The 16,029-nt window shown below is 66.5% G+C and carries 16 protein-coding genes; 8 read left to right on the top strand and 8 right to left on the bottom strand.

The genetic code is table 11. The annotated features are described in order from the left end of the window. Nucleotides 1-115: 115 nt before the first annotated feature. From ACQ4OD_RS22050 to ACQ4OD_RS22030, 5 genes are read right to left on the bottom strand one after another with little or no spacing between them, the layout of a single operon-like run. Nucleotides 116-1,087 carry a FecR family protein gene (locus ACQ4OD_RS22050; protein ID WP_430944933.1) on the bottom strand — a complete coding sequence of 324 codons (972 nt, stop codon included), beginning with the start codon at nt 1,085-1,087 and terminating at the stop codon, nt 116-118. After that, complete coding sequence (locus ACQ4OD_RS22045; protein WP_232968058.1) at nt 1,084-1,632, bottom strand: RNA polymerase sigma factor; 549 nt, start codon at nt 1,630-1,632, stop codon at nt 1,084-1,086. The genes ACQ4OD_RS22050 and ACQ4OD_RS22045 overlap by 4 nt, the downstream gene beginning before the upstream one ends. 4 nt (nt 1,633-1,636) lie before the next feature. Further along, nucleotides 1,637-1,963: a DUF3325 domain-containing protein gene (locus ACQ4OD_RS22040; RefSeq protein ID WP_198754917.1), complete on the bottom strand. Its 327-nt coding sequence runs from the start codon at nt 1,961-1,963 to the stop codon at nt 1,637-1,639. After that, entirely contained in the window at nt 1,963-3,525 is a 1,563-nt protein-coding gene (locus ACQ4OD_RS22035; RefSeq protein ID WP_110700009.1) for a PepSY-associated TM helix domain-containing protein, read from the bottom strand. Before ACQ4OD_RS22035 ends, ACQ4OD_RS22040 begins: the two co-directional genes overlap by 1 nt. Continuing rightward, on the bottom strand, nt 3,522-3,827 hold the full coding sequence (locus tag ACQ4OD_RS22030) for a DUF3649 domain-containing protein (protein WP_430944931.1): 306 nt from the start codon (nt 3,825-3,827) through the stop codon (nt 3,522-3,524). The genes ACQ4OD_RS22035 and ACQ4OD_RS22030 overlap by 4 nt, the downstream gene beginning before the upstream one ends. 178 nt (nt 3,828-4,005) lie before the next feature. On the opposite strand from ACQ4OD_RS22030, the gene ACQ4OD_RS22025 reads away from it, so the two are divergent. From ACQ4OD_RS22025 to fecA, 3 genes are all read left to right on the top strand, one after another. Beyond that, entirely contained in the window at nt 4,006-4,500 is a 495-nt protein-coding gene (locus ACQ4OD_RS22025; protein WP_277502020.1) for a sigma-70 family RNA polymerase sigma factor, read from the top strand. Further along, nucleotides 4,497-5,423, top strand: coding sequence for a FecR domain-containing protein (locus tag ACQ4OD_RS22020; RefSeq protein WP_430944930.1), 927 nt, complete (start codon nt 4,497-4,499; stop codon nt 5,421-5,423). Before ACQ4OD_RS22025 ends, ACQ4OD_RS22020 begins: the two co-directional genes overlap by 4 nt. A 153-nt stretch (nt 5,424-5,576) precedes the next feature. Further along, entirely contained in the window at nt 5,577-7,886 is a 2,310-nt protein-coding gene (fecA, locus tag ACQ4OD_RS22015; protein ID WP_430944929.1) for a TonB-dependent Fe(3+) dicitrate receptor FecA, read from the top strand. 55 nt (nt 7,887-7,941) lie between these two features. Here the strand turns inward: fecA and ACQ4OD_RS22010 are convergent, their stop codons facing one another. Further along, nucleotides 7,942-8,424, bottom strand: coding sequence for a glutathione peroxidase (locus ACQ4OD_RS22010; RefSeq protein WP_046854202.1), 483 nt, complete (start codon nt 8,422-8,424; stop codon nt 7,942-7,944). Nucleotides 8,425-8,569: 145 nt separating this feature from the next. After that, nucleotides 8,570-9,055, bottom strand: coding sequence for an FKBP-type peptidyl-prolyl cis-trans isomerase (locus ACQ4OD_RS22005; protein ID WP_046854201.1), 486 nt, complete (start codon nt 9,053-9,055; stop codon nt 8,570-8,572). Here ACQ4OD_RS22005 and ACQ4OD_RS22000 point away from each other — a divergent pair. From ACQ4OD_RS22000 to ACQ4OD_RS21985, 4 genes are all read left to right on the top strand, one after another. After that, nucleotides 9,054-9,356 carry a DUF3565 domain-containing protein gene (locus ACQ4OD_RS22000; protein ID WP_102682168.1) on the top strand — a complete coding sequence of 101 codons (303 nt, stop codon included), beginning with the start codon at nt 9,054-9,056 and terminating at the stop codon, nt 9,354-9,356. The two genes, ACQ4OD_RS22005 and ACQ4OD_RS22000, sit on opposite strands and share 2 nt — an antisense overlap. Nucleotides 9,357-9,388: 32 nt before the next feature. Continuing rightward, complete coding sequence (pta, locus tag ACQ4OD_RS21995; protein ID WP_102682127.1) at nt 9,389-11,479, top strand: phosphate acetyltransferase; 2,091 nt, start codon at nt 9,389-9,391, stop codon at nt 11,477-11,479. Between the two features lie 189 nt (nt 11,480-11,668). After that, complete coding sequence (locus ACQ4OD_RS21990; protein ID WP_430944928.1) at nt 11,669-12,847, top strand: acetyl-CoA C-acetyltransferase; 1,179 nt, start codon at nt 11,669-11,671, stop codon at nt 12,845-12,847. Nucleotides 12,848-13,294: 447 nt separating this feature from the next. Beyond that, the gene (locus tag ACQ4OD_RS21985) at nt 13,295-14,182 is read left to right on the top strand and encodes a hypothetical protein (RefSeq protein WP_023631032.1); all 888 of its coding nucleotides are present in this window, start codon (nt 13,295-13,297) and stop codon (nt 14,180-14,182) included. Nucleotides 14,183-14,249: 67 nt separating this feature from the next. Here the strand turns inward: ACQ4OD_RS21985 and ACQ4OD_RS21980 are convergent, their stop codons facing one another. Next, complete coding sequence (locus ACQ4OD_RS21980; RefSeq protein WP_258599896.1) at nt 14,250-14,957, bottom strand: SDR family oxidoreductase; 708 nt, start codon at nt 14,955-14,957, stop codon at nt 14,250-14,252. Nucleotides 14,958-15,033: 76 nt separating this feature from the next. Between ACQ4OD_RS21980 and ACQ4OD_RS21975 the strand changes: the two genes are divergently transcribed. Beyond that, entirely contained in the window at nt 15,034-16,002 is a 969-nt protein-coding gene (locus tag ACQ4OD_RS21975; protein WP_430944927.1) for a bile acid:sodium symporter, read from the top strand. Nucleotides 16,003-16,029: the final 27 nt, after the last annotated feature.

The raw sequence follows: 16,029 nt of genomic DNA, 5'->3' as shown, positions 1-16,029 counted from the left end.
TGATGGAAATATTTTGCTGTTCCGACGCTATCGCGGGGCAAACCCGCTCCCACGCAATGGCTCATGGGAACGGACTCGTGGGAGCGGGCTTGCCCCGCGATGACGTCGGCTCAGGTCAACGCAAAACGGTCAACCGGCCCAGCAGCGTCTGCTGCTCGAACCCCATCACCTTGCCCAGCGAATCCAGCGCGGCCAGCGGTTCCGCCACCGGGAAACTGCCACTGACCTTGCGCTGCGCCAGCTCACCGTCGAGCAGCAGGATCCGCCCCGGGTAGTAACGCCCCAGGTCCTCGATCACCTGCGCCAACGGCACCTGGTAGTAGTTCAGCCAACCCTGGCGCCAAGCCAGGCGGCTGTCGCTGTCCACCGCCTCGACCCCAGCGGCCACACCACCGGCATAGGCCAGCTGCTGGTTGGCTGTCAGTTCGCGGGCCGGTTGCCCTTCGGCCGCCGTCACCGCCACCCGCCCGCTGCGCACCGTGACCTGCGCGCCGTCACCCTGCCCGCGCACCTCGAACTGGGTCCCCAGCACCCGCACTTCGCCGCCCTGGGCATCCACCAGGAACGGCTCGCCGGTATGGGTCACCTCGAAGAACGCGGCGCCGCGCAGCAACCGCACGCGCCGCTGCCCATGGGCAAAGTCCACCGCCACGGCGGTACCGGCATCCAGGGTCAATTGCGAACGATCGGCCAGGGTCACCTGCCGCACCTGCGCCCCGCTGGTGTAGTCGGCACGCAGGTCCTGCAGCCAGAACTGCGGCTGCCAGCCTGCCGCGAATCCCAGCGCCAGTACCAAGCTCGCCGCCACCGCCAGGCCGCGCCACGGTCGCTTGCGCTCGGGCCGGCGCATAGCCTCCAGGTATGTTTGCAGACCTTGGTGTTCCTCGGCCGCCAGCCGCGCCGCCGGCGCCCCGCTCAGGCGCCAAAGCGCCTGGGCCTCGGCATAGGCCTGGCGATGGGCGGGGCTCTCCAGCAACCAGCGCTTGAACGCCGCGCCCTCGGCCTGCGCCGGCTGCTGCTGGATGCGCCCCAGCCAACGCAGGGCGGCCTGGGACTGGGCGGCAGTGATCGGCTGTTCAACACTCATCGACGGGCGCTCCCTGGCCGGCGCAATGGGGACGCGGGTTCGGCAACACTCGCCTTGCACGCTTCGAGGGCGCGCATCATATGCTTTTCCACCGCGCTCTGGGACAGTTGCATGGCCTTGGCGATCTCGCCGTAGGTGCAGCCATGGATGCGGCTGAGCAGGAAGATCTGCCGGGTGCGTTCGGACAATGCCCGCAGGGCAGCCTCGATGCGTTGCAGGTCGTGGTCGACCTCCAGGGCCTGCTCGGGCGCCTGGGCGCAGTGGGCTTCGTCGGGGTCGTGCAAACCCTCGGCAGCGCGGTCGCGGCTGCCCTCGCTGCGCAGGTAGTCAATGGCCAGGTTGCTGGCGCTGCGCAGCAGGTAGGTGTCGAGCGCCTCGACCTTCACCTCGGGGCGCCGCCAGAAGCGCAGGAACAAGTCCTGCACCAGGTCCGACGCCGTGGCGCGGCAGCCGACGCGGCGGCTGACCAGCGCCTCCATGCGCGCGCGCTGGGCCAGGAACACCTGAAGAAAGCGTGCCCTCCCGCCGGCCTCGGAGTCGCTCAAGGGCCTATGCCGCCAGCACGGCCAGCAGTGGCCCGAGCACCAGGCTGGCGGCGGCCAGGCCGAGCAGCAGGCGCGGCACGTAGGGCAAGCCGAATACCCACAGCGTCACGCCGGCCATCAGCACGGCGATCCACTCCACCAGGCCCAAGGCCCAACCGCGCAGTTGCACGGCGAGGGCCAACGACAACAGCAGCAATGCCCAGCCCCCGACGCGCATGGCACGCTGCTGGCTGGCCGTGGGCTTGCGCCCGAGCAACTCGTTGAAGTGCTTGTCCATGGCCAGGCACAGGCCGGCAAAACCGGCGAAGCCCATCAGCGCAACTGCCAGCATCAGCTCGCCTCCACGGTCTTGGCGGCGCGGGGCGCACGCTTGGCGGCCGGCTTGGGCGCGCGCAGCATCTTGCCGGCGGCCCAGGCCAGGAACAGGCCGGTGGCCAGGGCCGTCAGGTCGAAACCGGCCATGGCCCAGTCACCGGCGGCGATGGAGTGATCCAGCCCCTTGTCGGAGGTCAGCGCGTTGAGCAACGGCAGCAAGGCGAACGCAAGCGCGCCCAGCGTCAGTTGCTCGCCCCAGGCGCGGCGCCCGCTCCTCAGCATGGCGTGGAGCAATGACGCGCCCCAGGCCAGGAAGAAACCGTTGATTTCCCAGTCGGCCCGCCCTTCCAGCGTTGCCGGCAGCAGGCGATTGGCCCAGAAGAACGCCGCCACGCCCAGCAACAGGCCGCTCATGCTGGCGATGTTCAGCACTTCGACCAGGCGCAGCTCGCCGGGCATGCGTGCGCTCTTGGCATGCTTGAGCTGGCGCTTGCCCAGCCACATCACCAGCCCGGTGCCGATCACCGCGGTGCCGGCCACGCCGAAGGCGAAGTACAGCCAGCGCAGCCAAGGCCCGGCGAAGTTGCCCATGTGCAGGCCGACGAAGGTGAACGAGGTGGTCATCGCCGCGCTTTCCGGCGCGCCGCGGCGCAGCAGCTCGCCACTGACGCCATCGAAGGTCCAGATGGCGCTGCGCTGGTAGGCGACACTGTCGGCCGAGGCGCGGGTAAAGGTGACCCGGGCGTTGCGGTCACCGGGGTTGTGCACCTGGATGTAGCCCATGCGCGCCCCCGGCGCCTGTTCCTGGACCTTGGCATACAGGTCGCTCAACGGCGCCAGCGGCGCGGCCTGGGCAACCGCCTCGGGCACCTCGTCGCGGCCGAACACATCGTTGAAGTAGCCGCTGCTGTCGCCGTAGCTGGCCAGGATGCTGGCCGGCATGACCATGTACATGAAGATCACCAGGCTGCTGTAGCTGATCATCAGGTGGAACGGCAGCACCAGCACACCGATAGCGTTGTGGCCGTCGAGCCAGGACCGCTGGCCCTTGCCCGGGCGGAAGGTGAAGAACTCCTTGAAGATCTTCTTGTGGGTGATGATCCCGGTGACCAACCCCAGCAACATGATGAAGGCGCAGAAGGTCGACAGCCAGCGCCCCCAGGGGTGCGGCATCTGCAGTTGGAAGTGGAAGCGGTAGAAGAACTCGCCACCACGGCTGTCGCGGGCCTCGACCGCCTCGCCGGTGCGCGCGTCGAGCTCCTTGTCGGTGAAGCCACGACGCCCACCACCGTTCGGGTCGCGCCAGCTGACGCTCAGCGCCGCCTCGCGCTCGCTGGGCAAACGGATGAACCAGGTGCTGGCATGGCCGGCATTGCTTTCGAGGTAACGCTGGGCCAGGCCGAGACTGGTTACCGGGTCGAGCGGGTGACTCTGCACCTCGGGCTGGGTCCAGTGGCTGATCTCGTCCTTGAAGTACGACAGCGTCCCGGTGAGGAAGATGGCGAACAGCAGCCAACCGAAGATCAGGCCGGTCCAGGTGTGCAGCCAGGCCATGGCCTGGCGGAAGCCTTCTTTCATGGCAGGTTCATCCAGTAGGCCAGTGCGTTGATCAGCCCCAGCACCAGGCTTGGCAGCAGCATGCCCAGCCAGGCGCGCCAGGCGCTGCGGCAGGCGAAGCACCAGATGAAGGCGATCAGGTAGAAGACGAATGACAGCATCATCCCGGTCATCGTCGCGTCGGCCTGGGTCATCGGCGCAAGCAGGGTGATGCAGACACTGGCCATCGACGCCAGCAGGTAGCCACCCAGCAGCGCGGCCAGGCTGCGTGAGGTCACGGCCAGGCGGTAGCTCAGGGGAACGCCGGCAGCTTTGCTCTTCATGGCGAGGGTCCGGGAATTGGGGCTGCAATACTAATGATTTCAATTCTCATAAGCAAAGCATGGCGGCGCGAGCGGTCGCATGCCTTGCGTCGGCAGCGATTGCCGAACACCAGCGGCATGAATACAATGCGAACAATTCTTACTTCCAGTTGCGCTATCCGGCGCCGGAGTCGCATCGGTGCCCAGCGCCCTCTCTTCCACCGTCGAAGGCCTCTACCTCGCCCACCACAGTTGGCTGACCGGTTGGCTGCGACGGCGCCTGGGCTGCCCGCAGAGTGCCGCCGACCTGGCACAGGACACCTACGTGCGCTTGCTCCAGGCCCGCGAAGCGCCGCAACTGATCGAGCCTCGTGCGTTCCTCACCACCGTGGCCAAGCGTGTGCTGTGCAACCATTTCCGCCGCCAGGAACTGGAGCGCGCCTACCTCGAGGCCCTGGCGCAGGTGCCCGAACAGGTGGCACCGAGCGAGGAAGACAAAGCGCTCATCTTCGATACCCTGCTGGCGCTCGACCGCCTGCTGGACGGCCTGCCGGCGCTGGTCAAGCGCGCCTTCCTGCTGGCCCAGGTCGACGGCCTGGGCCAGGGCGAGATCGCCCGCGAGCTGGGCATTTCCCTGGCCACGGTCAAACGCTACCTGCACAAGGCAGCCCTGCGCTGCTACTTCGCCCTGTGAACGGCACGTTCTCGGCGCAGATCGCCGAACAGGCGGTGCACTGGCTGATCGAGTCGCAGAGTGCCGATTTCGACCAGCACCAGGCCCTGCAGCATTGGCTGCAGGCACACAGCGAGCATCAGCGCGCCTGGGCGCATATCCAGCAGGTCAACCAGCGCCTGCGCGGCGTGACCGCGCCAGTGGTCCACGCCACCCTGCAGGCACCACCCTCACCCGCCCGGCGCCGCGCCCTCAAGGTCTTGCTGCTGGCCGGCGTGGCCAGTGCCGCCGGGCTGGGCCTGCAGCAGCACAATCCGCTGCCCGGGCTGATGGCCGACTACCGCAGCCCGGTTGGCCAGCGCCGCCGCCTGACCCTCGACGACGGCAGCCAGTTGCACCTGAACACCCGCAGCGCCGCCGATGTGCGTTTCGACGGCCAGCAGCGCCGGGTGCGATTGCAGGAGGGCGAGTTGTTGCTCGAGGTGCAAAACGATCCCCGTCCACTGCGCCTGGCCACGGCCCAGGGCGAACTGCGCCTGGAAAGCGGGCGCTTCGATGTGCGCCAGTTCGACGGTTTCAGCCTGGTTTCGGTGTTCAGCGGCAGCGCGAGCGTGGCCGGCACACCGCTGCTGGCCGGCCACCAGGCGCGGTTTGCCGTGGGCGGCTGGCAGGCCATCGCGCCGCTCGACCCCAACCGCGCGGCCTGGGTAGACGGCATGCTGGTGGTGTCGCAGATGCGCCTGGGCGATTTTCTCGCCGAGCTTGGGCGTTATCGGCTCGGGCAACTGGGTTGCAGCGAAAGCGTCGCCGAGCTGCGGATTTCCGGGTCGTATCCACTGGCCGACAGTGAACGGATCCTGGAAATGCTGGAGGTGACACTCCCGGTGAAGGTGCGACGATTCACCCGGTACTGGGTGACGCTCGAGGCGGCGTCAACCGGCTGAGAGGCAAGCGAGCGGCAACACATGGCCATCGCGGGGCAAGCCCGCTCCCACGAAGAGCGGCTCCAGCGCACATTTATTTCATATCCGTTGAGCCATTTCCCGAACCTCGCGTGACAGAGAAGGCAGAACCCCTTGTCACAGGACCTCCGTCACATGCCCCTGCGCCTCAGTCCCCTCGCCTACGCCCTGATCCTCGCCGCCCCGTTCGCCCTGGCCGGCGAGCCCCGCGACTACCACATCGCGCCCGGCACACTGGAACAGACCCTGAACCAGTTCGGTCGCGAAAGCGGCGCGCTGATCTCGTTCAACCCCGGCCTCACCCAAGGTCTGAACAGCCCCGGCCTGGATGGCCAGTACGAGGTCGGCCAGGGCCTCGACGCCCTGCTGCGTGGCAGTGGCCTGCAGGCTCGCCAGGAGACCGACAACGCCTACAGCCTGCAACCGCAGCCAGCCAGCACCGGCAGCGCGGCCGTGGAGCTGGGCGCCTCGACCGTGGTCGGCGATTGGCTGGCCGAGGCCCGCCAGGACAACGTCTTCGAGCACCCTGGTGCCCGCGACGTGGTGCGTCGCGATGAATTCGAACGCAGCGGCGCCAGCAGTGCCCGCGAAGTGCTCAACCGCATCCCCGGCGTCAACGCCCCGGAAAACAACGGCACCGGCAGCCACGACCTGGCGCTGAACTTCGGCATCCGCGGCCTCAATCCGCGCCTGGCCTCGCGCTCCACCGTGCTGATGGACGGCATCCCGGTGCCCTTCGCCCCCTACGGCCAGCCGCAGCTGTCGCTGGCGCCGATCAGCCTGGGCAACATGGACGCCGTGGACGTGGTGCGCGGCGGTGGCGCGGTGCGTTACGGGCCGCAGAACGTCGGCGGCATCGTCAACTTCGTCACCCGCGCCATTCCCGAAGAGGCCACCTTCAAGGCGGCGATGCTGAACCAGCTCAGCCCGTCGTCCAGCCAGGATGGCCTGAAGAACAGCGCCAACCTGCTGATCGGCGGCACCAACGCCAACGGCCTGGGCGGCGCCCTGCTCTACTCCGGCACCCGTGGCAGTGACTGGCGCGAGCACAGTGACACGCAGATCGACGACCTGATGCTCAAGGGCAAGCTGCAACTGGACGACGCCAACAGCCTGCACGCCATGGCCCAGTACTACGACGGCGAGGCCGAGATGCCAGGCGGCCTCAGCAGCGCCGACTTCGACGCCGACCCGTACCAGTCCACGCGCCTGAAGGACAAGTTCTGGGGCCGTCGCACCCTGTTCAACTTCGGTTACGACTACAAGCAGGACGACCGCCAGTTCAGCGTCAACAGCTTCTTCACCAAGACCCTGCGCAGCGGCTACCTGGACCAGGGCAGCTTCGTCTCACTGTCGCCGCGCGAGTACTGGGTGCGCGGCATCGAAACGCGTTTCTCGCAGGGCCTGGCCCTGGGCGACAGCTGGCACGAGCTGGGCGTCGGCTACCGCTACGTCAACGAAGCCGGCCATGAACTGCGTTACCGCGAGCCGGTCAACGGCGCCCTGCCGACCACGGCCAGCCGCAATGACCGCGACACCCGCGGCAGTACCGAAGCCCACGCGATCTACCTGGACGACCGCATCGACATCGGCCGCTGGACCATCACCCCGGGCATCCGCTACGAGATGATCGACTCGCGGCAGAGCAACAAGCTCAACGGCCAGCAGTACCAGGGCAGCTACAACACCGCCTTGCCCGCACTGAACGTGATGTACCACCTCACCGACCACTGGAACCTGTACGCCAACACCGAAGGTTCGTTCGGCAGCGTGCAGTACAGCCAGATGCCCAACCGGGTCAGCAGTGGCGAGGTGAAACCGGAGAAGGCGCGCACCTGGGAAGTCGGCACCCGCTACGACAATGGCGACCTGCAGGCGGAGATCGGCGCGTTCCTGATCAATTTTGACAACCAGTACGAAAGCAACCAGACCAACGATTCGGTGATCGCCCGTGGCGAAACCCGCCACCAGGGCATCGAGACCAGCGTGCGCTATGCCCTCGACGGCCTGAGCCCGGCCCTGGCCGGCTTCGATGTGCATGCCGGCTACGCCTTCGTCGACGCCACCATTCGTGAAGACGGCCCGAACAAGGGCAACCAGGTGCCGTTCTCGTCGCGCCACAAGGGCACGCTGGGCATCGGCTATACCGAAGGCCCGTGGCAGTTGAACCTGGACAGCAGCTTCCAGAGCAGCCAGTACGCCGATAACGCCAACACCGGCAGCGAGAGTGCCGACGGCAGCACCGGGCGCATCCCCGGCTACATGCTGGTCAGCACCCGCGCGGGCTATGACTTCGGCCCTGCGCTTTCGAACCTGAAGGTGGCGGTGGGGGTGAAGAACCTGTTCAACCGCGAGTACTACACCCGTTCGTTCGACGACAACAACAAGGGCAAGTACGTGGGTGAACCGCGCACGCTGTACGTGCAGACTTCCGTGGCGTTCTAGGTTGCCCGGGGCTGTGTTGCCCAGCGCCGGCGAGCCGGCGCTGGGCAACCCGTGATCAGGCCAGCGCTTTCTCGATCGCCTGCACCACGGTCGGATCGTCTGGCGCGGTACGCGGGGCGAAGCGTGCCAGCACCCGGCCATCCTTGCCGACCAGGAACTTCTCGAAGTTCCAGGTGATGTCACCGGGGAACTCGGCGCCTTCGCCCGCCAGCAGGCGGTACAGCGAATGACGTTGCGCGCCGTTGACCTCGAGCTTGGCCCCCAGCGGGAAGCTCACGCCGTAGTTGAGGCTGCAGAAGTCCTGGATTTCCTTCTCGCTGCCAGGCTCCTGGCCCGCGAACTGGTTGCACGGCAGGCCGAGCACGTTGAAACCCTGGCCCTTGTACTGCTGGTGCAGCTTTTCCAGCGAAGCGTATTGCGGCGTCAGGCCGCACTTGGAGGCGACATTGACCACCAGCACCACCTGGCCCTTGAACGGTGCAAGGGGCAGGTCCTCGCCGTTCAGCGCCTTCAACGTCAGGTCGTGAAATGCACTCATGATGAAATCCCCTCTCAGGTTCCGATTGCCGCAGGGGCGAATCCCGCCCACGAAAAAGGCGCGCGGCCAAACCGTCTACCCTCCCGAGGAGGGCAAGTCCGGCTTGCCCGAGCGCCTGGCGACTCTCTGAGCTTAGCGCAGAAAATCAGTGGTGATGGCCACCTTCACCGTGGATGTGACGGTGAGCGATTTCTTCTTCGCTGGCGTCACGCACGTCGACAACCTTGACCTTGAAGTTCAGGCGCTGGCCAGCCAGCGGGTGGTTGCCGTCGACGGTCACGTCGTCGCCGTCGATGTCGCGGATGGTGACGATCTGCATCTGGCCGTCCGGCGCCGAGGCGTGGAACTGCATGCCGACTTCCAGTTGGTCGACGCCTTCGAACATCTTGCTGCTCAGGGTGCTGACCAGCTCGGCGGAGTATTCGCCGTAGGCTTCTTCGGGTTCGATGGCAACGGTCAGTTCCTCACCAGCCTGCTTGCCTTCCAGGGCTTTTTCCAGGCCCGGGATGATGTTGCCGGCACCGTGCAGGTAGACCAGCGGCGCACCACCGGCGGAGCTGTCGATGACCTCACCTGCGTCGTTGGTGAGGGTATAGTCGATGGAGACAGCCTTGTTGGCGGCGATCAGCATGGGGCAAGACCTTTTGCAAAAGAATATAGAACGAACAAGTGTAACCAACGCATCGGCCGATTGCGAACCCGGCGCGGACCAACAGCAGCCCATCAGTCGGATCACGGGCTTTCACCTCGACGAAGAGCGGCACTGGGTGGTCGAGCTGTCCTGCGGCCACACCCAGCATCTGCGCCACCAGCCGCCGTGGCAGGCCCGGCCCTGGGTGCTCGATGCCAACGAACGCGCCCGGCGCATCGGCCAGACATTCGCCTGCGGCTGGTGCGCTCAAGGTGCCGTTAGCGCTACCCTTGGCCGCTGAACTCCTTGCACCGCTTATTCCGAGAAGCACGCATGCAGACATTTTTCATCGCGCCGACCGACTTCGGTGTCGGCCTGACCTCCATCAGCCTGGGCCTGGTGCGCACCCTGGAGCGCGCCGGGCTCAAGGTCGGCTTCTTCAAGCCGATCGCCCAGCCGCACCCCGGCGACACCGGCCCGGAGCGCTCCAGCGAACTGGTCGCCCGCACCCATGGCATCAAGCCGCCGACGCCCCTGAGCCTGGGCCATGTCGAACGCATGCTCGGTGACGGCCAGCTCGACGAACTGCTCGAACAGATCATCCGCCTGTACCAGCAGGCCTGCGTCGGCAAGGACGTGGTGGTGGTCGAGGGCATGGTGCCGACCCGTCACGCCAGCTATGCCGCCCGGGTCAACCTGCACCTGGCCAAGAGCCTGGACGCCGAGGTGATCCTGGTGTCGGCGCCGGAAAACGAGGTGCTCAGCGAGCTGTCCGGCCGCGTCGAACTGCAGGCCCAGCTGTTCGGCGGCCCGCGCGACCCGAAGGTGCTGGGGGTGATCCTCAACAAGGTGCGCACCGACGAAAGCATGGCCGATTTCGCCATGCGCCTGCGCGAGCATTCGCCGCTGCTGCGCGGCAACGACTTCCGCCTGCTCGGCTGCATCCCCTACCAGGCCGAGCTCAACGCCCCGCGCACCCGCGACGTGGCCGAGCTGCTCGGCGCCCAGGTGCTCAACCCCGGCGACTATGACCAGCGGCGCATGAGCAAGATCATCATCTGCGCGCGCACCGTGGCCAACACCGTGCCGCTGCTGACCTCCGGCACCCTGGTGGTGACGCCGGGCGACCGCGACGACATCATCCTCGCCGTGTGCATGGCGGCGATCAACGGCGTGCCCCTGGCCGGCCTGCTGCTGACCAGCGACAGCAAGCCCGACCCGCGCATCCTCGAGTTGTGCCGCGGCGCCCTGCAGGCCGGCCTGCCGATCCTGTCGGTGAGCAGCGGCTCCTACGACACCGCCAACCAGCTCAACTCGCTGAACCGCGAGATCCCGGTGGACGACCGCGAGCGCGCCGAGTTCATCACCGACTTCGTCGCCAGCCACCTGGACGCCGCCTGGCTGCACCAGCGCTGCGGCACGCCACGCGAGCTGCGCCTGTCACCGGCGGTGTTCCGCTACCAGTTGATCCAGCGCGCCCAGCAGGCCAACAAGCGCATCGTCCTGCCCGAGGGCGCCGAGCCCTTGCTGGTGCAGGCCGCGGCCTTGTGCCAGGCCCGGGGCATCGCCCGTTGCGTGCTGCTGGCCAAGCCCGAGGAAGTGCAGGCCGTGGCCCGCGCCCAGGGCATCAGCCTGCCGCCGGACCTGGAGGTGCTCGACCCCGAGGTGATCCGTGGCCGCTATGTCGAACCCATGGTGAACCTGCGCAAGAGCAAGAACCTCAATGCGCCGATGGCCGAGCAGCAGCTGGAAGACCCGGTGGTGATCGGCACCATGATGCTGGCACTCGGTGAAGTCGACGGCCTGGTCTCGGGCCTGGTGCATTCCACCGCCAACACCATCCGGCCGGCCTTGCAACTGATCAAGACCGCGCCGGGCAGCAGCCTGGTGTCCTCGGTGTTCTTCATGCTGTTCCCCGACCAGGTGCTGGTGTATGGCGACTGCGTGATGAACCCACACCCCAGCGCCGCCGAGCTGGCCGAGATCGCGCGGCAGAGCGCCGAGTCGGCCGAATCGTTCGGCATCGCGCCACGGGTGGCGATGCTCAGCTACTCCAGCGACTCGGCGGCCAGCGACGAGGAGGTGGAGAAGGTCCGCGAAGCCACGCGCCTGGCGCAGCAGGCCGAACATGACCTGCTGATCGACGGCCCGTTGCAGTACGACGCCGCCGCCAACCCCGAGATCGCCCGACAGCTGGCGCCCGCCAGCCCGGTGGCCGGGCGGGCCACGGTGTTCGTGTTCCCCGACCTGAACACCGGCAACACCACGCACAAGGCGGTGCAGCGCAGCGCCGACTGCGTCAGCCTCGGGCCGATGCTGCAAGGGCTGCGCAAGCCGGTCAACGACCTGCCGCGCGGGGCGCAGGTGGACGACATCGTGCACACCATCGCCTTGACCGCGATCCAGGCCAGCACCGTGCGCTGAACGGCAAAGGGCCGCCATGCGGCCCCAGGCTCACGGGAGCGGCCAAACCTGGCCCTGACCGAATGAAGGCATGCCGCGACCCAGATCATTCATTTGAATTTCGGATCAATGGCAAAGAAAAACAAACTTCTCAAATAAGCCCCGGGCGCGGATGCTGTGACGATCACGCTCGTATCCTGGAGAACAACAATGAACGAAGTCGTCATCGTCGCCGCCACCCGCACTGCCATCGGCAGCTTCCAGGGGGCCCTGGCCAACGTGTCCGCCGTGGAACTGGGCGCCGCGGTGATCCGCCAGCTGCTGGCCCAGACCCAGCTGGACCCGGCCCAGGTCGACGAAGTGATCCTCGGCCAGGTGCTCACCGCCGGCGCCGGGCAGAACCCCGCCCGCCAGGCCGCCGTCAAGGCCGGCCTGCCCTACGAAGTACCTGCCCTGACCCTGAACAAGGTCTGCGGCTCGGGCCTCAAGGCCCTGCACCTGGCCGCCCAGGCCATCCGCTGCGGCGACGCCGAGGTGGTGATCGCCGGTGGCCAGGAGAGCATGAGCCTGGCGCCCTATGTGATGCCCTCGGCACGCACTGGCCAGCGCATGGGCCACGGCCAGTTGGTCGACAGCATGATCAGCGACGGCCTGTGGGATGCCTTCAACGATTACCACATGGGCATCACCGCCGAGAACCTGGTGGACAAGTACGGCCTGACCCGCGAGCAGCAGGACGCCTTCGCCGCCGAGTCACAGCGCAAGGCCGTGGCCGCCATCGAGGCCGGCCGCTTCAAGGCCGAGATCACCCCGATCCACATCCCGCAGAAAAAAGGCGATCCGCTGGTGTTCGACACCGACGAGCAGCCACGCCCCGGCACCACCGCCGAGTCCCTGGGCAAACTGCGCGCCGCGTTCAAGAAGGACGGCAGTGTCACCGCCGGCAACGCCTCCAGCCTCAACGACGGCGCCGCCGCCGTGCTGCTGATGAGCGCCGCCAAGGCCAAGGCCCTGGGCCTGCCGGTGCTGGCGAAGATCGCGGCCTACGCCAGCGCGGGCGTGGACCCGGCGATCATGGGCATCGGCCCGGTGTCGGCAACCCAGCGCTGCCTGGACAAGGCCGGCTGGCAGCTTACCGACCTGGACCTGATCGAAGCCAACGAGGCCTTCGCCGCCCAGGCGCTGGCGGTGGGCAAGCAGCTGGAATGGGATGCGGCGAAGGTCAACGTCAATGGCGGCGCCATTGCCCTGGGCCACCCGATCGGCGCGTCGGGCTGCCGGGTGCTGGTGACCCTGCTGCACGAGATGATCAAGCGCGATGCGAAGAAAGGGTTGGCGACGCTATGCATCGGCGGCGGCCAAGGCGTGGCCCTGGCAATCGAACGCTGACCTGACGGCTTTTGGGGCTGCTTTGCAGCCCATCGTCGGCAAGCCGACTCCCACCCCGTTCGCACTGCCCAATAGCCATGCGCTGTTTCGGTGGGAGCCGGCCCGCTGGCGATGGACCGCAGAAGCGGCCCCGAAGACCTGTTGCCCACCCTGAACAATCGCCATCCACAAGCACTAGTTGTAATTAATAGTGCAGCTTTAAAGAGCTCATAAAAGAAACAAACATATTCAAATGAACACTTAACGTCTCATCAACTTAACCCCTCACGATAAGCAGCTGCGCCATTAATTCGAATACTCTCGCCAGCGCCCCTCTACTTTCCGACTGCCACCAAAACAGCACTTTGACACTCTCAAGGCGCCCTCTAACCTGTGTCAGGCACTCCCTGAACTGCTTAAGTTCGAGCGCAATCGACCCTATAAATAAATCTGCTAAAGGGATTTGACATGCACGCTCCAGGAGCAATTCCATCGGAAAAAGAAAGTGCCCACGCCTGGCTGACGGAAACCAAGGCGAATGCAAAATCCACTGCGCTGCGCGGCAACATTTTCGCGCAGGATTACAACCGCCAACTGCTCACGGCGACTGGCCAATCCATGCGCAGCGGCGCGGATGCCATCAACCCCTTCTTCAGCCCGGCCAAGGGCACGGCGACCGGCAGCTATGCCAAGGATGCGGACGCCAACGTCAGCCCCGGCAGCGCACCAGTGAGCATCTACGAAGGCCTGCAGACGGCCATCGACATTGCCCGCCGACGCTCCGGCTACAACCCACTGGACCAGCCGACCGACCAGAAGCCGAAGTCCGCCGGTGACCGTGAGCACTTCATCGCCTTCACCCAGCAGATCGCGGAAATCCCGTTCCTTTCCCTGCTGGCAGCGCAAGTCACGCAGATCCAGCAAAAAAGCCATGACGCCAACGCGCTGGTCGACTCATTCGTAAAAGGCTTCATCGGCCTGAAGAACCAGGATGTCGAGCAGATCAAACAGTCCCTGAGCAGCCTGGTGAATGCGGCACTGTCCTATTCCGAGCAGACCGAGCGCCAGTCGAACTTCAACCAGAACATCCTGCAAACCGGCGACAGCGGCTCGGTGAACTTCATGCTGTACGCCAGCGAATTCACCATCAAGGCGTCCAGTCACAAGGGCACCATCACCTTCCAATCGTCTTACACCTTGTCCCAGGCGATCTACCAGCTGTCGGTGGAAAGCTGGAACAACGTCAAAGACGTGTTCTCCAAACAGCAGAAGACCGATACCCAGCAATGGCTCGGCGATACCACCACGCAAGTGCGCGAAGGCTCAAAACTGCGGGCGATCTGCCTGGTCAGCTGAGACCTTCGCCCAGGCCCGACGGGTTCTCCTGTCGGGCCTTTTCAGCATCAGTGCGCGCCCTCGCAGCTCAGAAGCGCTCGTCGCGCAGCGCCGGCAAGGTGATGTCGCGCACATAGCTGGCCGAGGACAGATTCAGCATCATCCGGCACACCTGCACCACATCATGCAGCGGGATCAGCGCGCCCTCGCCACGCCGTTCGGCCTCGGCCAGCGGCACGTCCAGGCCATCCTCGGTGTTCAGGTAGCCCAGGTTCAGGCAACTCACCCCCAGGCCCTGTTCGCGGAAACCTTCGCGCAGGCTTTCGGCGATGCCGCGCAAGCCGAACTTGCTGGCGCCGAAGGTCACCTCCGGGCGACCACTGCCCGGCAGGCCGGAGGTGGAGCCGGTGAGGATGATCCGTGGCCGGGCACTCTGCAGCAGCAGCGGCAGCAGGCGCTTGATCAGCAGCAGCGGCGCGGTGATGTTGGTGTCGACCATGCGCTCGATCTGCGCCTCGTCATCATCGAGGAAGCTGTAGCCTTCCTCGAAGGCCCGCGCCTCCCAGATGCCGACGTTGTACACCAGCACGTCCAGCCCACCGTCGGCCACCGCCTCATGGATGATCGCCGCGGCCTGGCGCGGCTGGCCAAGGTCGGCCTCGATCCACTGCGCCGCGCCCGGCAACGCCACCGGCCTGCTGCGCGACACACCGATCAGCGTATCGCCATGCCCACCCAGGCCCTGCACCAGCGCCTGGCCCAATCCCTTGCTTGCACCGACCACCAGAATTCTCATCGAATCACTCCCTATGGACTGCGCCGGATAGTACCCTGCCTGCCCCAGTAATCCAGTCGGAAATGCCAGGCCGCCCGTGGACAGAGCGCAACTCGAGCAAAACCAGATCCCCCTCTACTTCATCGCCGTAGCGCTGGCCGCCGTGCTCGGCCTGCTCGCACCCGGCGCCGCCAGCGCGCTCGAAGCGCTGGTGACCCCGGCCATCGCCGTGCTGATGTACGCGATGTTCCTGCAGATCCCGTTCCTCGACCTGCGCGCGGGGCTTGGCAATCGGCGCTTCATGGGCGCGCTGCTGCTGGCCAACTTCGTGCTGGTGCCGCTGCTGGTCTGGGCTGGAACCCGCGGGCTGGTCGAACACCCCGCCGTGCTGGTCGGCGCCCTGCTGGTGCTGCTGACGCCGTGCATCGACTATGTGGTGGTGTTCACCCACCTCGGCAAGGGCGACGCGCGCCTGACCCTGGCCGCCACGCCGGTGCTGTTGCTGGTGCAACTGGCGCTGCTGCCGCTGTACCTGGCGTTGATGCTGGGTGGCGCCGGCCATGTGGAGATTTCCGTGGCGCCATTCGTCGAAGCCTTCGTGCTGCTGATCGCGCTGCCCCTGCTGCTGGCCGTCGCCACCAGCGCCGGGGCCCGGCGCTCTGCGCTGGTTTCGAAGTGGAACGATGCCTGGACGTGGCTGCCGGTGCCGGCCATGGCCCTGGTGCTGATCGCGGTGATCGGCTCGCAGATCGGCGTGGTCGCCAGCCGGCTGGACGACCTGCTGCCGGTGGTGCCGGTGTATGTCGGCTTCGCTTTGCTGGCGCCGCTGCTTGGGTGGTTTGCGGCGCGGCTGTTCAAGTTGTCCACAGGCGAGGCCCGGGCGGTGACCTTCAGCGCCGCCACGCGTAATTCGCTGGTGGTGCTGCCGTTGGCGTTGGCGCTGCCTGAGTCGATCCGGGCGTTGGCGGCAGCGGCGGTGATTACCCAGACGCTGGTGGAGCTGGTCAGCGAGTTGGTCTATGTTCGTGTTGTGCCGAGTTTGGTACGAGCCGATCATTCAAGCTGATGTCGTCGGGGCCGCTTCGCGCCCCTT

Origin of the sequence: Pseudomonas sp. WC1, from assembly GCF_050586565.1 — a bacterium.
Classification (GTDB): domain Bacteria; phylum Pseudomonadota; class Gammaproteobacteria; order Pseudomonadales; family Pseudomonadaceae; genus Aquipseudomonas.
The sequence above is the reverse complement of the archived record's forward strand: the minus strand, read 5'-3'. Positions and strand labels throughout refer to the sequence as shown.

Bases quoted from the DNA above. Each gene is read 5' to 3' on its own strand.
- ACQ4OD_RS22050 (WP_430944933.1), bottom strand. From the start codon at position 1,087: ATGAGTGTTGAACAGCCGATCACTGCCGCCCAGTCCCAGGCCGCCCTG.
- ACQ4OD_RS22040 (WP_198754917.1), bottom strand. From the start codon at position 1,963: ATGCTGGCAGTTGCGCTGATGGGCTTCGCCGGTTTTGCCGGCCTGTGC.
- ACQ4OD_RS22035 (WP_110700009.1), bottom strand. From the start codon at position 3,525: ATGAAAGAAGGCTTCCGCCAGGCCATGGCCTGGCTGCACACCTGGACC.
- ACQ4OD_RS22030 (WP_430944931.1), bottom strand. From the start codon at position 3,827: ATGAAGAGCAAAGCTGCCGGCGTTCCCCTGAGCTACCGCCTGGCCGTG.
- fecA (WP_430944929.1), top strand. From the start codon at position 5,577: ATGCCCCTGCGCCTCAGTCCCCTCGCCTACGCCCTGATCCTCGCCGCC.
- ACQ4OD_RS22010 (WP_046854202.1), bottom strand. From the start codon at position 8,424: ATGAGTGCATTTCACGACCTGACGTTGAAGGCGCTGAACGGCGAGGAC.
- ACQ4OD_RS22000 (WP_102682168.1), top strand. From the start codon at position 9,054: ATGGGGCAAGACCTTTTGCAAAAGAATATAGAACGAACAAGTGTAACC.
- ACQ4OD_RS22005 (WP_046854201.1), bottom strand. From the start codon at position 9,055: ATGCTGATCGCCGCCAACAAGGCTGTCTCCATCGACTATACCCTCACC.
- pta (WP_102682127.1), top strand. From the start codon at position 9,389: ATGCAGACATTTTTCATCGCGCCGACCGACTTCGGTGTCGGCCTGACC.
- ACQ4OD_RS21990 (WP_430944928.1), top strand. From the start codon at position 11,669: ATGAACGAAGTCGTCATCGTCGCCGCCACCCGCACTGCCATCGGCAGC.
- ACQ4OD_RS21985 (WP_023631032.1), top strand. From the start codon at position 13,295: ATGCACGCTCCAGGAGCAATTCCATCGGAAAAAGAAAGTGCCCACGCC.
- ACQ4OD_RS21980 (WP_258599896.1), bottom strand. From the start codon at position 14,957: ATGAGAATTCTGGTGGTCGGTGCAAGCAAGGGATTGGGCCAGGCGCTG.